This is a genomic window from Maribacter corallii (assembly GCF_047345415.1).
GTDB lineage: Bacteria > Bacteroidota > Bacteroidia > Flavobacteriales > Flavobacteriaceae > Maribacter_C.
The window spans coordinates 302,541-318,150 of record NZ_JBLFEP010000004.1 but is presented as its reverse complement, the minus strand read 5'-3'; the positions used below and the strand labels follow the sequence as shown (position 1 = coordinate 318,150).

Genomic DNA, 15,610 nt, shown 5'->3' with positions numbered 1-15,610 from the left:
TTAAGATTGTAGAATGAACCGCTTAGCTTCGATGATTTCAGGTCGTGTACTATTTGAGTTTTTGGCTAATTCTATGAGTTGTTCAAAATATAAGCTTGCTTTTTCCTTATCCCCAGACTTCTTGGCGGCTACAGCCGCGCCATAAATACCATTGAAACGATTGGGTCGCTTTTGAAGATTCAGTTCATAAATCTCCAGTGCCTCTTGCGTCTTATTAAGCGCCATAAGCATATCGCCATAAAGTTCATCTGCTGGAACTACTTCACCCGGAGTTACGGGATGTTTCGATGTCTTATTTTCCATTTCAACCGCCATTTTCATAGTTGATAACGCTTCTTCTTTTTTTCCTTTTGCCAAAGAGAACCATGCTTCGGTCATCTTAACCTGTATGTGAACTTGATTGGCTTTGTAGGTGTCATTTGATTCCGTCAATTCTTTTTGAAATGATCTTAAAATGTTCAACTCGTTTTCAGCTGCACTTAGGTTCTTGGTATGTATCGCTCCCATCGCACGAGTGAAATGCAGTATGGACTTCTCCCAAGGAAAGGACTCCCAAGATAATCCTAGATTTTCGGGTAATTTAAGGGCGACAGCTTCTTCCCAATTTTTGTTCTCCATGGCAATACGAGCCGGTATGGCCGAGGCCGTATATGCAATTTTAAAATTGGTTGGAAAAACTTTTTCAAACGACTTTAGATAATTGTATTGTTCAATAGCATTTGAATTATTTCCGGTTTGTAGATACGAATACACGAGATATCCCATTGCGTGAACCTCCTCATCCCAATGAGCGCCTGGAGCAATACTTTCGGCATAGCAAGTTGCTGAGGAAGCTGAATTGATATTGGTGTTGATAGACTCTTCCCATAATCCTAAACGTGTAAAGATGTGCGAAGGCATATGTTGAGCGTGAGCGGAATTGGGTGCAATTTCAGCATATCTCCTAGCGGTGCTTAAACCCAGTTCGGCCAATTCCGGATAATCATAGGAATGAATAATATAGTGAGCGATTCCGGGGTGGTTGGGTTCTTTTTCAAATAAAGCTTCCAATATTTTACCCGCTTCCTTTTGTATGCTATATGTTTTATCCGTTGGTACTGCAGATGCCCGAAGTGCCAATGCGTAAAATACCGAGACTTCCGTATCATCTAAATTGGAGTTGTACATTTCTTTCATTTTTTGGGCATAGCGCTCTTTTCGGGTCTGATTGTCTACGGTCTGCCAGTCTTGATAAAATGCCCCAATTGCTTCTAAGTAGTTCTCGGCCTTATTTGATTTAGGAAGTTTTGCGGCAACCTCAAGTAATTTACTGCCTTTTTCCAGTACTTCGCTTGGTGGTGGTGCCCACAAACCATGATAAATACTCATGGCAACTCCCCAATATGCCATAGCACACCCGGGATCTTGGTCTAGTACTTGTACAAATGCTTTTTCAGCTTCAGTATACTCAAACGAGTGCAACAGGGCAATTGCCAGATTGAATGTTTCCCTAGTCTCATAATTACATGATTCTGAAAAACTGACTTCCCCGAACTGCCCATTTCCGCAGAGTTGCAAATCGCCCCTTAATAAATTTAAAGAAGCCAATTCGGTTTTGTTACTCGAGTTCTTACACCCTAGAAATGCGAGTAGCACCAAGAATAGGACGTTTTTTAAAGTTGACTTCATGTATTTGGTTTTAGCTGTTGTACTACCTGATTTTAAATTATTGTTTTTTGTGTGATTAAACCCGTATCTAGTTTACATAAATCGATATAATCGGTATATTCAAAAGGGGAGGAATTGGTGTGCGTCGTGCGGTCATTTAGTTACACGTAAATTTAAGTTGTCGAATATACCATTGTACGGTCTAATTAAAGAACTTATGTGTGTATTATGAGCATATGTAAGGTTGGTTCGTGTATTTCGCTGTATAAATGGCAGCACTATAAAATAAGCCATCCAATCGCTTATCGATCCGAAATCTTATGCCGCCGCAATATTTTCCAAAGCCGCCACTAGAACATCTATTTGTTTTTTGGTAATGAATATCGCAAAGGATAAGCGCACTGCATTTAATCCGAATGTACTCATCGGACGACAGTCGATTCCGTATTCGTCAAATAAACGCTTTTTCACTTCTTTAACCTCCTTACCCAACACCTCTACGACCTGAATTGCCCCGGATAGGGAGTCAGGGGCCGGTGTTTTTAGAACTAACTGAGGGTTCTCTTCGATACGATTTCTAAAATAGTGCTTGAGTTCGTAAGTGCGCGCATTGATTTTCTGGGCTCCGATGGCCTCTCTATAGTCTAGGGCAGCTCCAAAACCCAAAACTTCCGGGAGGTTTCTGGTATTGTAATTTTCGAACCGTCTTATGCTGGTATCTTCATACCCTCTGGCAACCACCAAGGGTTTGAGGTGACGCTGACTATCTTGTTTTGCATAAAAAACACCGACTCCTTTTGGCGAGAATAACCATTTATGAGCGCTTACCGTGTAAAAATCACAACCGATATCCTTGAGGTCAAAATTGAACATCCCCGTGGCTTGTGCACCATCAATAGCGACTAAGATACCTCTTTCATGGGCCATTTTCGTTACCTCCTTGATCGGAAGGATCATTCCGTTCGTGTTGACGAGATGACAGATGGAAATTACTTTCGTTGCTGGGGTAATCGCGTTACGGTATACCCTAACTACCTCTTCCTTGTTTTTTGGAAGTATGGGTAGGGTAGGGGTGACCAATTTAATCCCTTTGGACTCTTGCCAGTATTTCCATGGATTCAATGCACTGGTATGTTCGTGATCTGCCGTAATCACTTCATCGCCCTCCTGTAAATCCAAACTACTAGCGATAAGGTTCATGCCCTCGGTGGTATTGTGAATGAGGGCGATTTCCTCTTCCGAAACAGAAAAGACATTAGCGGCTTTTTTGCGGACCCCTTCAATCTCATCTTTCCAACCACCCCACATATATTTTGAAGGAAAATCATCCAATGTATCGCGAAAGGTCATGGTGGCTTCTCGGATGGGCTGAGGGCAAGCTCCCAAAGAACCATTGTTGAAATAAGAGAGCCCCTCCGCAAATTTGAATTGTGAACGTACTTCTTCCCAATAGACTTCGGAAGTATCCTCTCGTTTTAAGCCTTCTAGTACTTGTGCTACCGGCGCGGTTGCACGGCCCCATATGGCGGCCGGATTCCCTAGAGAGGCTACGGCACCTACGCCTAGGGTTTTTAAAAACTTTCTACGATTATCGGACATATGAGGTTTCTATGGTTTGGTTCTAGACGGGTCAATTTTAATTAAATTGGAATGGCCTTTAGCAATCATTCGACTTTTATCGGCGTTCCAAATTTCACAGGAGGTATTGATAATCTGATTTCCATTTTTGGTGATGGAGGTTTTGGCTATGATCGTTTCCCCGGCCTTTGCCGAGGCAAAATAATCAACGCCCAAATTCACTGTGGTGTACATATGTGGCTTTCCCAAAGACCAAACCGCTGCTCCTACCGCATCATCAATAATTGCCGCTGTAGTACCACCGTGTAAGATGCCCATAGGGTTGGTCATTTCTTCACGAATGACATAAGAGAACTCTAGTTCACCTTCTTCTACACGTAATAAGGTCGGGTTGAGCCAACGCATTAGAGGAGATATAGAGGCTGAGGAGTCCTTTCCAATCCAAGATCGAAGTACTGTAAGGGCTTTGTTCATTGTTTCGTTTCTGTACTAGTTTTTACTCGCGCTTGCTTCACAACTTGAACGTCTTCTGGTATCGATTAGATAGATGATCTTCCAAGTGCCATTGTCATGAAAAAGTTGAAAGGAATTGACTCCACAATGGCTGAATTTACCATCGAGCCAGAATTCGTATTCCGTCCAGGCATTGGCCATATTACCATCTACCTTTATCGTATAGGAGGTAATACGTTCTTCCCATTTTTCCTTGACCGGGCGACCACTGCCGATGGCCTTGATAAAACCAGCTACATCATCTTGTTTCAACACATCTTTTTGCTCTTTGTTCTTGAAGGCCGTTTGGAAAACCAGTTGGTCCGCCATGGTTTGTTTCATTAATAGGGTATCGCCTTTGTGGAAGCCTTCAAAGAAGGTTTTGACCACTTGTTCTACTTCCTTCTCAAGCTCAGATTGAGCCGACATGGGTAACGTTAGCATGAGCAGCGTTCCCAAGAATAGTTTTTTAATCATGATTTGAACATATTTTAGTACTACTATTTTATTGGTGGCTTTCCAGGTATGGGAAAGTCTTGGTCAGTTGAGTCAAGAATCAACACCCAATCGTGTCCCTTACCGGAGGTCGGAGGAGTGACAATGATGGAACTTTTATTTTCTATAGTCTTATCGAGATACGCATTGCCGGTCCGTGGATCGTACCACCAGCTTTTTAAAGAGCCGCTTGACAATACCGAGAGGTTTAGGTCTACTGATTTTCCTGTAGGGAAATAAATCATGGCGTAACCGCCGGTTTCATCTCGTGTTGCGATGATATAATCATCGTTTTCTTCTTGTTCTGCCAAAATCATGGACTGATCGGGGATGCGGGTTAAAAAGGGTCTTGAAAGCATAAGGTTTTTAAGATGTTTTACCTGATTGGCCATGGGAAGGTTCAATGCCACAGGCCAGGGTCTCAAGGGCTGATTGATACCCTCTTCGTCACCCCTGAACATTTGCCATACATCATGGCAACCATAGGTTTGGCCGAAGGCACCCGCAAATATGTTCCAGTACATGATACGCCTGATATCTTCCGGTAGGCTATGCCCCAATTCTTTGGCGTTGAAACAATTGGGATGGTCTTCGTAAAGGGGTTCTCCGTCCAATACAGGTTTTTTTGGGATGAGGTTATAATCATGGTTAATATGCTTATAAGTACCTTGATTCGCGCAATGTCCGGTTTGATGCATGTTGAAATCAAGCCAATCTTCATCATGGAACCAGGTAGAAGAACCGCCGTACTCCTTGGGCTGAGGATGGTAACTCATCAGGGTTTTGTCATACCCGCCAGCGCCTGACGCCACACCTTCGGCCATTTGGTTCCAGACTTCAATATCGTTACTTTGTTCTCGAGGATTACGATCACCACCGATAATCCAAATGATATTATCATAAGTTCGATAACGTGTACCGATCCACTGACCAAAACGATATGCATTTTTTTTGTTGAACACCTCAGGTCCTACACCCCAACTTTTTGTATTGAGTTTATCGCCCCATGTCGGTAATAAAGCGAAGTACATACCGAGACTATCCGCTTTCTTGATGATGAAGTCGACATGTTCGAAATAGGCAGGATTGGGACTTTCCGGATTGTTGTTGATCAGTGGAGTCTCACCATACGGGTTGGGTGTATTCAGCCCATCTAATTCCGCTAAGGCAACGGCCTGTATCACGTTAAAGCCCTGCTCCTTTCTTTTTTCAAGGTACATAAGGGCTTCCTCTCGATTGCATCTATGAAATAACTCCCAGGCCGTGTCGGCCATATAGAAAAACGGCTGACCGTCTTCGGTAACCAAAAAACGCCGATTCTCACTGACTTTTAATTTTTGGGCGCTAGTAACCCGAACAAGGACGAAAAGAAACAAAAGGGATACTATGAAACGCATCGCAACACATTGATTGAGGAAGATAACGATTTTTTGAATAGTCATTTCCTTAAACTTAGAATTTTAGGATGAAATCGATTTCTTATATTTGAAATCTAACATAACGCAATTCCTATGAAGTCAAGATTCGTTTCAGTAGCCTTTTCACTAATATTGTCAATGGTCACATTTGCACAAGAAGGACATCCTTTAGAGGGCAAATGGAATTTGACTATCACCGAAGATGGAAAGGAATTCCCCTCTTGGTTGGAGGTGCGCCATTCAGGAACCAACACAATGGTAGGGCGTTTTTGTTATAAGTTCGGGAGCGCTAGACCGGTGGCCGAGGTGAAGATCAAAGAAAAAATGTTCAGCTTCTCGATTCCCAATCAATGGGAACCTAAAGGTATTGACATGCAGTTGATCGGAACCCAAGAAGGGAACGAGCTCAAAGGGACCCTCATCTACACCGACGGAAAAATATATACGTGGACGGGAAAACCGTCACCTGAATTACCCTATACCGAAAACCCAAAGTGGGGAAAATCGAAAAAGCTTTTTAATGGCAAGGATTTGGAAGGATGGAAGGCTATGGGGGAAAACCAATGGGTCGTAAAAGACGGAATTCTAACGAGCGACAAACAAGGAGCTAATTTGGTGAGCGAAGAAACGTTTTCAGATTTCAAATTATCGGTTGAATTTAGGTACCCGAAAGGGAGCAACAGTGGTCTTTATCTCCGTGGCAGGTATGAGGTACAGATTGCGGATAACAAAGGACTTGAACCCTCGGATATTTATTTTGGTGGAATCTATGGACACTTGACCCCCAATGAAAATGTGGCGAAAGCGGCCGGTGAATGGCAGACCTACGATATTACGTTAATCGGTCGCCGTGTGACGATCGTTGCCAATGGAAAAACGATTATCAGCAATCAAAATATACCGGGCATGACGGGTGGTGCCTTGGATAACGATGAAGCGGCCCCAGGACCTATTTTAATTCAAGGTGATCATGGTCCGGTAGAGTTCAAGTCGATTGAGATTACGCCGATGCAGTAGGCAATTTGTTCTTAAAGCAACAATTTTATAAATATGTTCTATTGATTGCTATTCTGTATCAATTGAACATAGAAGGCTATGGCGTCGTAAAAATCACTGACCGCAACACGTTCATTAAGTCCGTGAAAGGACTTTTGACTGTGTTTGTTCAGATGTATCGGTGAGAAACGGTAAATATTATCGGTCACCTCTCCATAATGCCGAGAATCAGTGCCACCAACCACCAAATACGGTGTAACGATAACCTCAGGAAAAAGCTGCAATATGGTCGTGTTCAACGTATTGAATTGAGCGTTATCGGTAGCGGACAGCTTAGAGGGTTCCGATACAAAACTTCCTTTTGTAATCGTGATACGGTCATCATTGATTATCCTTTTTACATGGGCGATGACGTCATCGGAAGTGGTTTCCGGCAATATCCTAAAGTTTACGGTAGCGCTTGCTGTCATTGGGATGATGTTATCTTTTACGCCACTATTAAAAATGGTCGGGGAGGTTGTCGTTCTGATTTGGGCATTTCCCGAACTGGTAGATTCGTAGACATTGAGCAAGATCGGCCCTAAAACCGATTTATTGGCGAATACCATCTTGTTCAAAAAAGGCATTTCAGGACCTAGATATTCCATGAACTGTTCGAGGGGAATGGTGATTTTTGCCGGTAACGGATTGTTTTTAAGTGCGGTAATGGCATTACTCATGACATCTATGGCGGTTTCCTTACCGGGCATTGATGAGTGTCCTCCTTCTATACGTATGTTTAGATTTAAAGACAGGTATCCTTTTTCGGCCGTACCGATTAGTGCAACTTCTTTTGTCATATCCGGGACCAGTCCTTCTGAAATAACCCCACCTTCATCTAAGACGTATTCTGCCTTGACACCCTGTTGTTGCAGATAGTTGGCCATGGCTACTGCTCCGTTTCTACCACCGATTTCTTCATCATGGCCGAAGGCGAAATACATGGTTCGCTTGGGTTTGAAGTTTTGGGAAAGCAGTTGTTCGACCGCTTCCATGATTCCAACAACCCCTACCTTGTCATCAATAGTTCCGCGCCCCCAGATGGTATCGTTCCTGATGGTTCCTGCCCAAGGGTCGACTTTCCATTCCGATAGGTTTTTCTCTATCACGGGTACCACATCTAAATGTCCCATAAGGATAATAGGCTTCAAATCGGAATCTGAACCTTGCCACTTATACAGATGACTGAATGAGTTAAAGATTTTTTTGTCTAGAAGTGAATCCACCAAGGGGTAGGTCTCCGCTAAAAAATGATTGAATTTACCAAACTGCAAGGAATCGAAATCAATACTTTTTTCAGGAGAAACCGTCCTAATTTTTAGCGCTTCCGCAAAGTGATCGATTGCTTGAGGGTTTCCTACCGCAGGTGTTACCGGCGTTACGGAAATTTGCTTGGAATCGAAGCCGAGCGTATTGATAAATAGATACCCCACAAAAAGAATGAAGGCGAGCAGTAGGAATAACAAAGATTTTTTTAAGATTTTCATGCAATACAGTATTTGGAAATTAATAACCTACCGCTCCACTATCCGGTTGACCGGAATCGGAAGCGCCAATAAAAACCTGTTTTTCGGGGTCGTAGGTTATCCCCATCAGTGCCCCCATGTTAAAACGTTCTTTTAAGATATGTCCTTTTGCCTCCAGCGCTTTTCGCGTATCCGGGGAAAGCAAAAGCTTTTCATAGACAATTTGATCGGGCAGCCATTGGTGGTGGATTTTCAAGGCTTCAATCGCCTTATCAACGGGCATCTCGAATTCTAAGACGTTGAGCACGGTTTGAAAAACGGTATTGATGATGGTTCGTCCACCAGGACTACCGATCACCAAAAACGGTTTTCCGTCTTTCCCGATTATCGTTGGAGTCATACTCGAAAGCATCCGTTTCTCTGGTGCCACAAGATTCGGAGCCGTACCGATTTGACCATTGCTTTTGGTGATACCGGGTTGCGGGTTGAAATCGCCCATTTCGTTGTTGAAAATGAAGCCCAACTCGTCCGAGCCCATTTGAGAACCATAACTGTATTCCAAAGTATAGGTCAACGAAACAGCATTTCCTTCTTTATCCATAGTCGACAAATGCGTAGTGCTCTCGCCATCATAAAGCCTTCCGAATTGGGTGGAGTCACTTACCGAAGCTTTCCCCATATCAATACCTTTAAAGCGTTCTTTTGCAAACGTTTTTGAAGTTAGTTTAGCCAAGGGCATATTCAAATTAAAATCGGGGTCACCAAGATGTTCCGCCCGGTCAGCAAATGCCCTTCGCATGGCCTCGGCTACCAAATGTAAATGTTCGGCCGAATTGAATTCAATGGTTTTGAAATCCGCCAGCTCCATCAGGTTCATCATTTCAACCAAGGCGACTCCACCGGAACTAGGCGGAGGCATGGAGTAAATTTCATACCCTTTGTAGGTGCCTTTAATAGGTTCGCGTTCTATGGCCTCATATTTTGCTAAATCTTTTTTGGTAATGATGCCCTCATTTTTCTTCATGAAATCGGCAATTTTCTTGGCCGTTTTTCCTTTGTAGAACCCGTCACGACCGTTATCGCGTATCAGGGCCAAGGTGGTTGCCAATTCCGGTTGCGTCCATAGCTCACCGGGTTCCGTAACTTCCCCTTCTTCATTGCGGAAGTATTCGTCCATGAAGGCATTGGTGCCCTCGTTTTTAGTGAAGTATTGTGCTGCTCGATATAATGACCAATTAAAAACAAATCCATTTTGGGCTTGGTCAACTGCTGGTTGCACGACGGTTGCCCAGTCGAGTTTGCCGTATTTTTGATGGGCCAAATACAATCCTGCCACGGTGCCCGGTACTCCTATGGATAGGGCACTTTTATGGTTGATTCCATCGATAAGGGTTCCTGTTGAATCGAGATACATATCGTTGGTCGCAGCTAAAGGGGCTTTTTCTCGAAAGTCGATGGTAGTCGTCTTTCCTTCGGAATTCATGAAGACGATGAATCCTCCTCCTCCGATGTTTCCCGCCGAAGGATGGGTGACCGCTAAAGAAAAGGCAGTAGCCACTGCCGCATCAATGGCATTCCCTCCTTTTTTCAAGATGTTCGCTCCCACCTGGGAAGAACTTTTATCTGAGGAAACGACCATCCCATTTTTGGAATACGTCTGGGCGTTTAGAAGTGCAGCGCCAAGGAATACCAATAAGATGGTACGGTGTATATTCTTCCATTTCAAGATCGGCATAGTTAGTTGGTTTAGGAGGTCCTGAATTTACTAAAGATTCATTGCAATACGTTGCTGAAGATAAGAATAAAATACAATCGTGTTTGAGAAGTTATTCCGAGCTTTTCAAGATGTCATGATCAGTTAGAAAGTACTTCTGCTAAATCAAGGCTTACCGAGATACGTAACTTTTCACGAAACTGATTCTCTTCGTCGGACAGACCGAGTAAAAAGGCGATATCGACATCGGCGTAACGCCCATGGAAACCACTCCCTAGAGTAAAAAACGTATCTGTTACTCTGTTCAGACCACGCGAATAGCCTGATCTTACACTAATTTTTTTTCTGTAAATGAACTCAAACCCCAGTGCAAGGGCCGAACCTTCTAAACCAAAGTCAAGTCTTTCGCCTTCTTCATTCTCAACATATGAATCGAGTAGCATTTTGTATTCCGTGGTAACACTCAATTTTTTTTCGTGGTCGAAAATGAAGTCAAAACCTGCACCTATTTTCAGCATTGATGGCGCATAGATTTCAATATCCGTATTATCGAATAAGGATTTCCCTCTTAAATTGGAGATGCTAAAACCAGCCCTCCATCGGCCATTGAATTTACTGTACGCTATTTCATTTCCGTTGAAGAAACCAGCAACATCAATACCGTACAGATTTGATGCGGATTCACCGCCAAAACCATCGATAAGCGGTACTTTCCCTTTTAAAGAAATAAACCGACCCGACACCGACATAGCAAATTCGTTACTTAGGCGTATTGCATATGAGCCTTCTATGGCCACCTCATGTGCTGTTTGAAAAGCCCCGGATTCGACAAATGAATCTATACCATACGCATAATTGCGAACACTTATTGCATAAGCGCTGCTATGTTCAAGATTGTTATAAAAAGTTACATTGAGCTGCTCAAAATTAGTCAAACCACTACCATTATTAAGAATTTGGGTCAGTGCGATTTTAGATTTCACTTCGGAGAAAACATATTTTGAGGGATTCCAAAATTGAGAAAAAGCGTCAACGGAAGTCGCGACGCCTAGGTCTCCTTGACCAGCGGCTCTTGCATCAGTAGCTATGCTGAGATAGGCATCTCTAACCGGTTCTATGTTCGTGTCTTGGGCTACACTTTTGAAAAGAAAGAGGCATGTTATACCAATGAATAACCACAGTGTGAAAGATTTATCGGTATGATAAACATCCTTGCGGTGGTACATTTGGTAGTGGCTAGTTTTGTTCTGTTGAATGATAGCCACAAACCCTTCCAATGAGGTAGCCACCTAACAGTCATAACGGAGGTTTTAAAAGAAACTTATGTGATCGAGGATAAAATCAGAATAATTGTCTTCAAACCAGGTCTGTTCCGACTTTAGAATGATGATGTTTATCTGGTGGGATCGAAAGTTGCTATTATAACAATCCCCTTGCCTTAATCTCCAAATATTTATTGATGGTATTAATGGTCAACTGTTCCGGTTTGGTTAGAATCGTTTGAATACCATATTGCTGAAGCTCTTTTTGCATCAACCTCTTTTCCAAGGCGAATTTTTCGGCGATAGTCTTATGATAAATGGTCTGCACGTCTTCGGCATCTTGGGTAATCAGTTCCTGCAATTCAGTATTTTCAAAAAATACAACTACCAGTACATGCTTTTTCGCAATGGCCAATAAAAAAGGCAATTGTCGTCGTAATGCGGAAATATGCTCAAAGTTGGTATAAAGCAGTAACAGGCTTCTATTGGTCACTTTTCTTTTGATATGGGCATATAGCAATCCGAAATCGGAATCGGTAAACGCCGTATCGATATTATAAAGCTTTTCGAGTATGGTATTCAGGTGCGTTATTTTTTGCACTGCTGGCACATAGGTCGTTATGTCTTTGGAAAACGCGATGAGGCCGGTCTTATCGTTTCGTTTCAAAGCGACATTCGAGAAAGCCAATGTCGAATTGATGGCATAATCCAATAGTTTGAGCTCGTTGAATGGCATTTTCATGACCCTTCCGGTATCGATAATCGAGTAAATGGGTTGTGATTTCTCGTCTTGATATTGATTGACCATAAGGGCGACATTCTTTGCGGTGGCTTTCCAATTAATGGTTCTGAAGTCATCACCTTGAACATACTCTTTGATCTGTTCAAATTCTTGGGTATGCCCGATGCGCCTGATTTTCTTCAATCCGAATTGAGTCAGTTTGTTGCTGATCGCCAAGAAATCATATTGTTGCATCTGTATGATACTAGGGTATACCGGAACCATATGGTCTTTTTGGAATACATATTTGCGCTTAACGATCCGTAAGAACGTAGAGGCGAACAGTATCAGGTTTCCGAAAACATATTCGCCTCTGTCTACCGGGCGAACGGTGTATTCAAATTCGGAGATTTCATTCTTTGAGAGGCTGGTACGATGCTCAAAATCCCGTTTTTGAAATTGAATGGGCAATTCATCAATTAGTGAAATGAATACTTTGAACGGATATGTCGAACTAAAGGTAACTTGTATCGGATTGAAGTCACTATTCGATAGTTTGGCCGGTAATGCACGCCGTGCTTCAAGATGGTTTCCGGAGGCATACAAGAGGTAGGTGTCTACGATAAAAAGCAACAATAAAATAAAAGTCGATAACCAGGCAATCGGGTAGAGGAGCGGTAACCAGTACGATAGCACAAAGCATGCTGAAAGTATGGCGACATACCTGAAAAAGCTGTTATGTATGTAAAACGACTTTAGAAATTGCATACGCTTATCGCGGAATTTGAATTGATTCAATGATCATATTCACCACACTTTCAGTGGTCATACCCTCCATTTCACGTTCGGGTGTTAGAATGATGCGGTGATTCAAAACGGGAATCGAGGCCCGCTTGACATCTTCAGGAATCACAAAATCACGCCCTTTCATGGCCGCCATTGCCTTTGCGGCGTTCAAAGTGGCGATTGAGGCACGGGGCGAACCGCCTAAATACAGATGCGGATGGTTTCGTGTTTTTGTAATAATGTCGGCGATGTATTTAATGATTTTTTCCTCAACAATGACCTCCTGGATCTTGGCTTTAAAGCTTTTCAGTTTTACTGGTGTCAGCACATCGTTGATAAGCGCTTGTGGTTTAGATCCTTTACGCTCGTGATGCGTTTGAATGATCTTGATTTCTTCTTCGGCAGACGGATAGGCTACCTTGATCTTGAATAGAAATCGATCCAGTTGCGCCTCCGGAAGCGCGTAGGTGCCCTCTTGTTCAATTGGGTTTTGTGTGGCGAGCACCATAAACGGGGTATCCATGGGATAGGTAACACCATCCATGGTCACCTGCCGTTCTTCCATGGTTTCGAACATGGCAGCCTGTGTTTTTGCCGGAGCCCGATTGATTTCATCGATGAGTATGATGTTCGAGAAAATAGGCCCTTTCTTAAATTCGAATTCAGTAGACTTGGCATTGAACACCGATGTTCCCAAAATGTCACTAGGCATCAAATCAGGAGTGAACTGAATACGACTGAATTCGGTCTTGAGGGTTTTTGCGAACAACTTTGCCGTAATTGTCTTGGCGATGCCCGGTACCCCTTCAATGAGTACATGCCCGTCAACTAGGAGCGAAACAATCAGCAGTTCGATGAAATCTCGTTGACCTACAATTACTTTCGCCAGTTCGGCTTCGATTGCTTCCACGGCATTTTTAAGGTCTTCCAACGGAATACGGTTACTAAAATTCAGCGCTTCAGCAGCTGGTACCGTTGCGTTGCTGTTTTGTGATATTTCTTCGGTTTTCTTCAGTTCTTCGGAAGACTGTTCGTTGGTGTTCGATTCTTTATTTTCCATTGGCTTTATGTTTGAATTTTTCTATGGACGTATTTAGTTTTGCGAGTTCGGTATCACTGATTTCACTTTGGTCCCTTAGGCGTTCAAGAAATGTAAATAGCGCTTTGACTTCGTCAAAGGTATGTGCGCTTCTGGAAGCGAGATTTCTATAGAACTCTTCTTCGCGTTCTACGGTTTCCATGTGCAAATGGGAACGGATATATTCTAGAAACTGTTCTATTTTATAGGTCACGATAGGCCGACGTTGGTTCTTTTCATAGTACATGTCCGCAATGGTACGAGTAAAAGCCAAGGTCTGATTTTTCAAAGGTATCACTACAGGAATCGCCCGTTGCTTTCTTTTCCCCTCGAACAGCACATAAATAAGGGCGGCAACTAAAACGAGATAATAAGCCCATTTGAATTCCTTGGTGTTCAAGAAAATATACATGGGCGAGGTATAGAACTTTTTTCCGGCTTTGTAATGGTTATCGATAAAAATGGACCTTGAGGGGTCGAGATACGACAAGAGACCAGCTGTATAGTTGCGATTGTCACCTTTCAAAATAAAGTAATTCGTGAAGGCCTTCGGAAAAGTGGAAAGAATGATTTCACCACTGCCATAGTCTTGTCGAATCACATCAAAATGTTTTTTGGCCACTGCCAATGAGTCTATGTGATGGTCCACAACGCCTAGAACGGTGGTTCTGAGCGTATCGATTTCACTAAAGTAGTTGGAATAGGTATCCTTTGAAAAGGGGTAGCTCGCTTCCGGATCTAAATCCGGATTGACCAATTGATGAATTTGGCTGTGGTCTTCCCCAAATTCCGCAAAGAGTCCTGAGGTGCTGAGGTTCAAGGTGTCCAACAATAGTTCCTCGAAGGAACTAGAGGCCACAAAAAGGGTATTACCCTCCGACGTCCATTCCAATAGGGTGGCCAATTCCGATTCTCCGAAAGCAATGTTGTCATTGACCAAGAAATAGGTGCCTTGCGCCTCAAAATGTGCGTTCAGGTATTCAAAGGGAGGTTCGTTGACCTGCTCGATCTGGGGAAATAGTTCTCCCATGAGCTCATTAAGTACAAAAGTGCCATATGGAATCTTATGCTGGGTGACATATGACGGAAACCAATTCAGCTCTTTGGGCTTATTGTATTGCAGCACCATCAGCAGTGCTATGGTGACCCCAACGATGATAAGATAGCTATTCGTCTTTTTAAGCATTGTTTAGGGTTTTGCGGACATCCGAGAAAATGATCTCTGCCTGCTCGTATTGTGACTGATCGATATCGAAATCCCCATACCAAATGTAATCGTAGATGCGGGTGATTTTGGTGAACGCTTTCTTTAAATCCGGTTTCTTGATTTCTTTTTCGTAATCATGATTGGTTTTCTGAAGTTGCCAGTCGATGAATTTCTTCTCACTGAGCAGTTGTAGTACGTAGAGATAGTAATAACGTACTGCTAGTCTATAGTTTTGTGAATCGAGGGCCTTTTGAATCAAAGCTTGAATATCCTCATTTTTGATAATATGTTCTTCTTCCGAAAGGGATACGAGCGGTTTTTTACCACTGCTACTTTCTGCTGCGCTCATATTTGCATTCATAAAGAACCTGATGAACAAGAAAAGCAGCAAAACGAGAAGTAGATAGGGGAGTATCCGTAAAAATAGGGCCAAAGCGCCGGCGGCTTCATCTACACCAAAAATCCATTCAAAAAAGCGCAGAAAAAGATTGCCCAACCAGGCTTTGAAATCGTCCCACCAAGTCGGGTTGCTTTCTACGATTTCATAATCGAATTTAGGATCCTTCTTGAATTTTTCTAGATCCCCATCCGATATTTTTTGAATGGTGACCCGTTCGGTGTCATAGTTGACGCTAAGCGAATCTTCTTGTGCATGGCCTGGTACAAGTACATAGAAAACTAAAAAGAACAAGAAGTAAAGTCTTTGCATGC

13 protein-coding genes are annotated in these 15,610 nt (G+C 42.9%); 1 reads left to right on the top strand and 12 read right to left on the bottom strand.

Annotation, left to right across the window (positions count from 1 at the left end; genetic code table 11):
* The 5 genes from ACKWCA_RS15685 to ACKWCA_RS15665 form a co-directional block, all read right to left on the bottom strand.
* Complete coding sequence (locus tag ACKWCA_RS15685; RefSeq protein WP_413979151.1) at nt 1-1,668, bottom strand: tetratricopeptide repeat protein; 1,668 nt, start codon at nt 1,666-1,668, stop codon at nt 1-3.
* A 297-nt stretch (nt 1,669-1,965) separates the two neighbouring features.
* Complete coding sequence (locus tag ACKWCA_RS15680; RefSeq protein ID WP_413979150.1) at nt 1,966-3,246, bottom strand: aminotransferase class V-fold PLP-dependent enzyme; 1,281 nt, start codon at nt 3,244-3,246, stop codon at nt 1,966-1,968.
* 9 nt (nt 3,247-3,255) lie between these two features.
* The gene (locus ACKWCA_RS15675) at nt 3,256-3,699 is read right to left on the bottom strand and encodes a PaaI family thioesterase (protein WP_413979149.1); all 444 of its coding nucleotides are present in this window, start codon (nt 3,697-3,699) and stop codon (nt 3,256-3,258) included.
* A gap of 15 nt (nt 3,700-3,714) precedes the next feature.
* Nucleotides 3,715-4,194, bottom strand: coding sequence for a nuclear transport factor 2 family protein (locus ACKWCA_RS15670; RefSeq protein WP_413979148.1), 480 nt, complete (start codon nt 4,192-4,194; stop codon nt 3,715-3,717).
* Between the two features lie 23 nt (nt 4,195-4,217).
* Nucleotides 4,218-5,654, bottom strand: a complete 1,437-nt coding sequence (locus tag ACKWCA_RS15665; protein ID WP_413979147.1) for a glycoside hydrolase family 140 protein — start codon at nt 5,652-5,654, stop codon at nt 4,218-4,220.
* 69 nt (nt 5,655-5,723) lie between these two features.
* On the opposite strand from ACKWCA_RS15665, the gene ACKWCA_RS15660 reads away from it, so the two are divergent.
* On the top strand, nt 5,724-6,647 hold the full coding sequence (locus ACKWCA_RS15660; protein ID WP_413979146.1) for a 3-keto-disaccharide hydrolase: 924 nt from the start codon (nt 5,724-5,726) through the stop codon (nt 6,645-6,647).
* 38 nt (nt 6,648-6,685) lie between these two features.
* Here the strand turns inward: ACKWCA_RS15660 and ACKWCA_RS15655 are convergent, their stop codons facing one another.
* The 7 genes from ACKWCA_RS15655 to ACKWCA_RS15625 form a co-directional block, all read right to left on the bottom strand.
* Nucleotides 6,686-8,152, bottom strand: a complete 1,467-nt coding sequence (locus tag ACKWCA_RS15655; protein WP_413979145.1) for a M20 family peptidase — start codon at nt 8,150-8,152, stop codon at nt 6,686-6,688.
* A gap of 19 nt (nt 8,153-8,171) precedes the next feature.
* Complete coding sequence (gene ggt / locus ACKWCA_RS15650) at nt 8,172-9,866, bottom strand: gamma-glutamyltransferase (RefSeq protein ID WP_413979144.1); 1,695 nt, start codon at nt 9,864-9,866, stop codon at nt 8,172-8,174.
* Between the two features lie 119 nt (nt 9,867-9,985).
* Complete coding sequence (locus ACKWCA_RS15645; RefSeq protein WP_413979143.1) at nt 9,986-11,071, bottom strand: PorV/PorQ family protein; 1,086 nt, start codon at nt 11,069-11,071, stop codon at nt 9,986-9,988.
* Between the two features lie 193 nt (nt 11,072-11,264).
* Nucleotides 11,265-12,596, bottom strand: coding sequence for a DUF58 domain-containing protein (locus ACKWCA_RS15640; protein WP_413979142.1), 1,332 nt, complete (start codon nt 12,594-12,596; stop codon nt 11,265-11,267).
* A gap of 4 nt (nt 12,597-12,600) precedes the next feature.
* Entirely contained in the window at nt 12,601-13,674 is a 1,074-nt protein-coding gene (locus ACKWCA_RS15635; RefSeq protein WP_413979141.1) for an AAA family ATPase, read from the bottom strand.
* A complete protein-coding gene (locus ACKWCA_RS15630; protein ID WP_413979140.1) occupies nt 13,664-14,878 on the bottom strand; it encodes a DUF4350 domain-containing protein in 1,215 nt (404 codons plus the stop codon). The genes ACKWCA_RS15635 and ACKWCA_RS15630 overlap by 11 nt, the downstream gene beginning before the upstream one ends.
* On the bottom strand, nt 14,871-15,608 hold the full coding sequence (locus ACKWCA_RS15625; RefSeq protein ID WP_413979139.1) for a DUF4129 domain-containing protein: 738 nt from the start codon (nt 15,606-15,608) through the stop codon (nt 14,871-14,873). The genes ACKWCA_RS15630 and ACKWCA_RS15625 overlap by 8 nt, the downstream gene beginning before the upstream one ends.
* Nucleotides 15,609-15,610 lie beyond the last annotated feature (2 nt).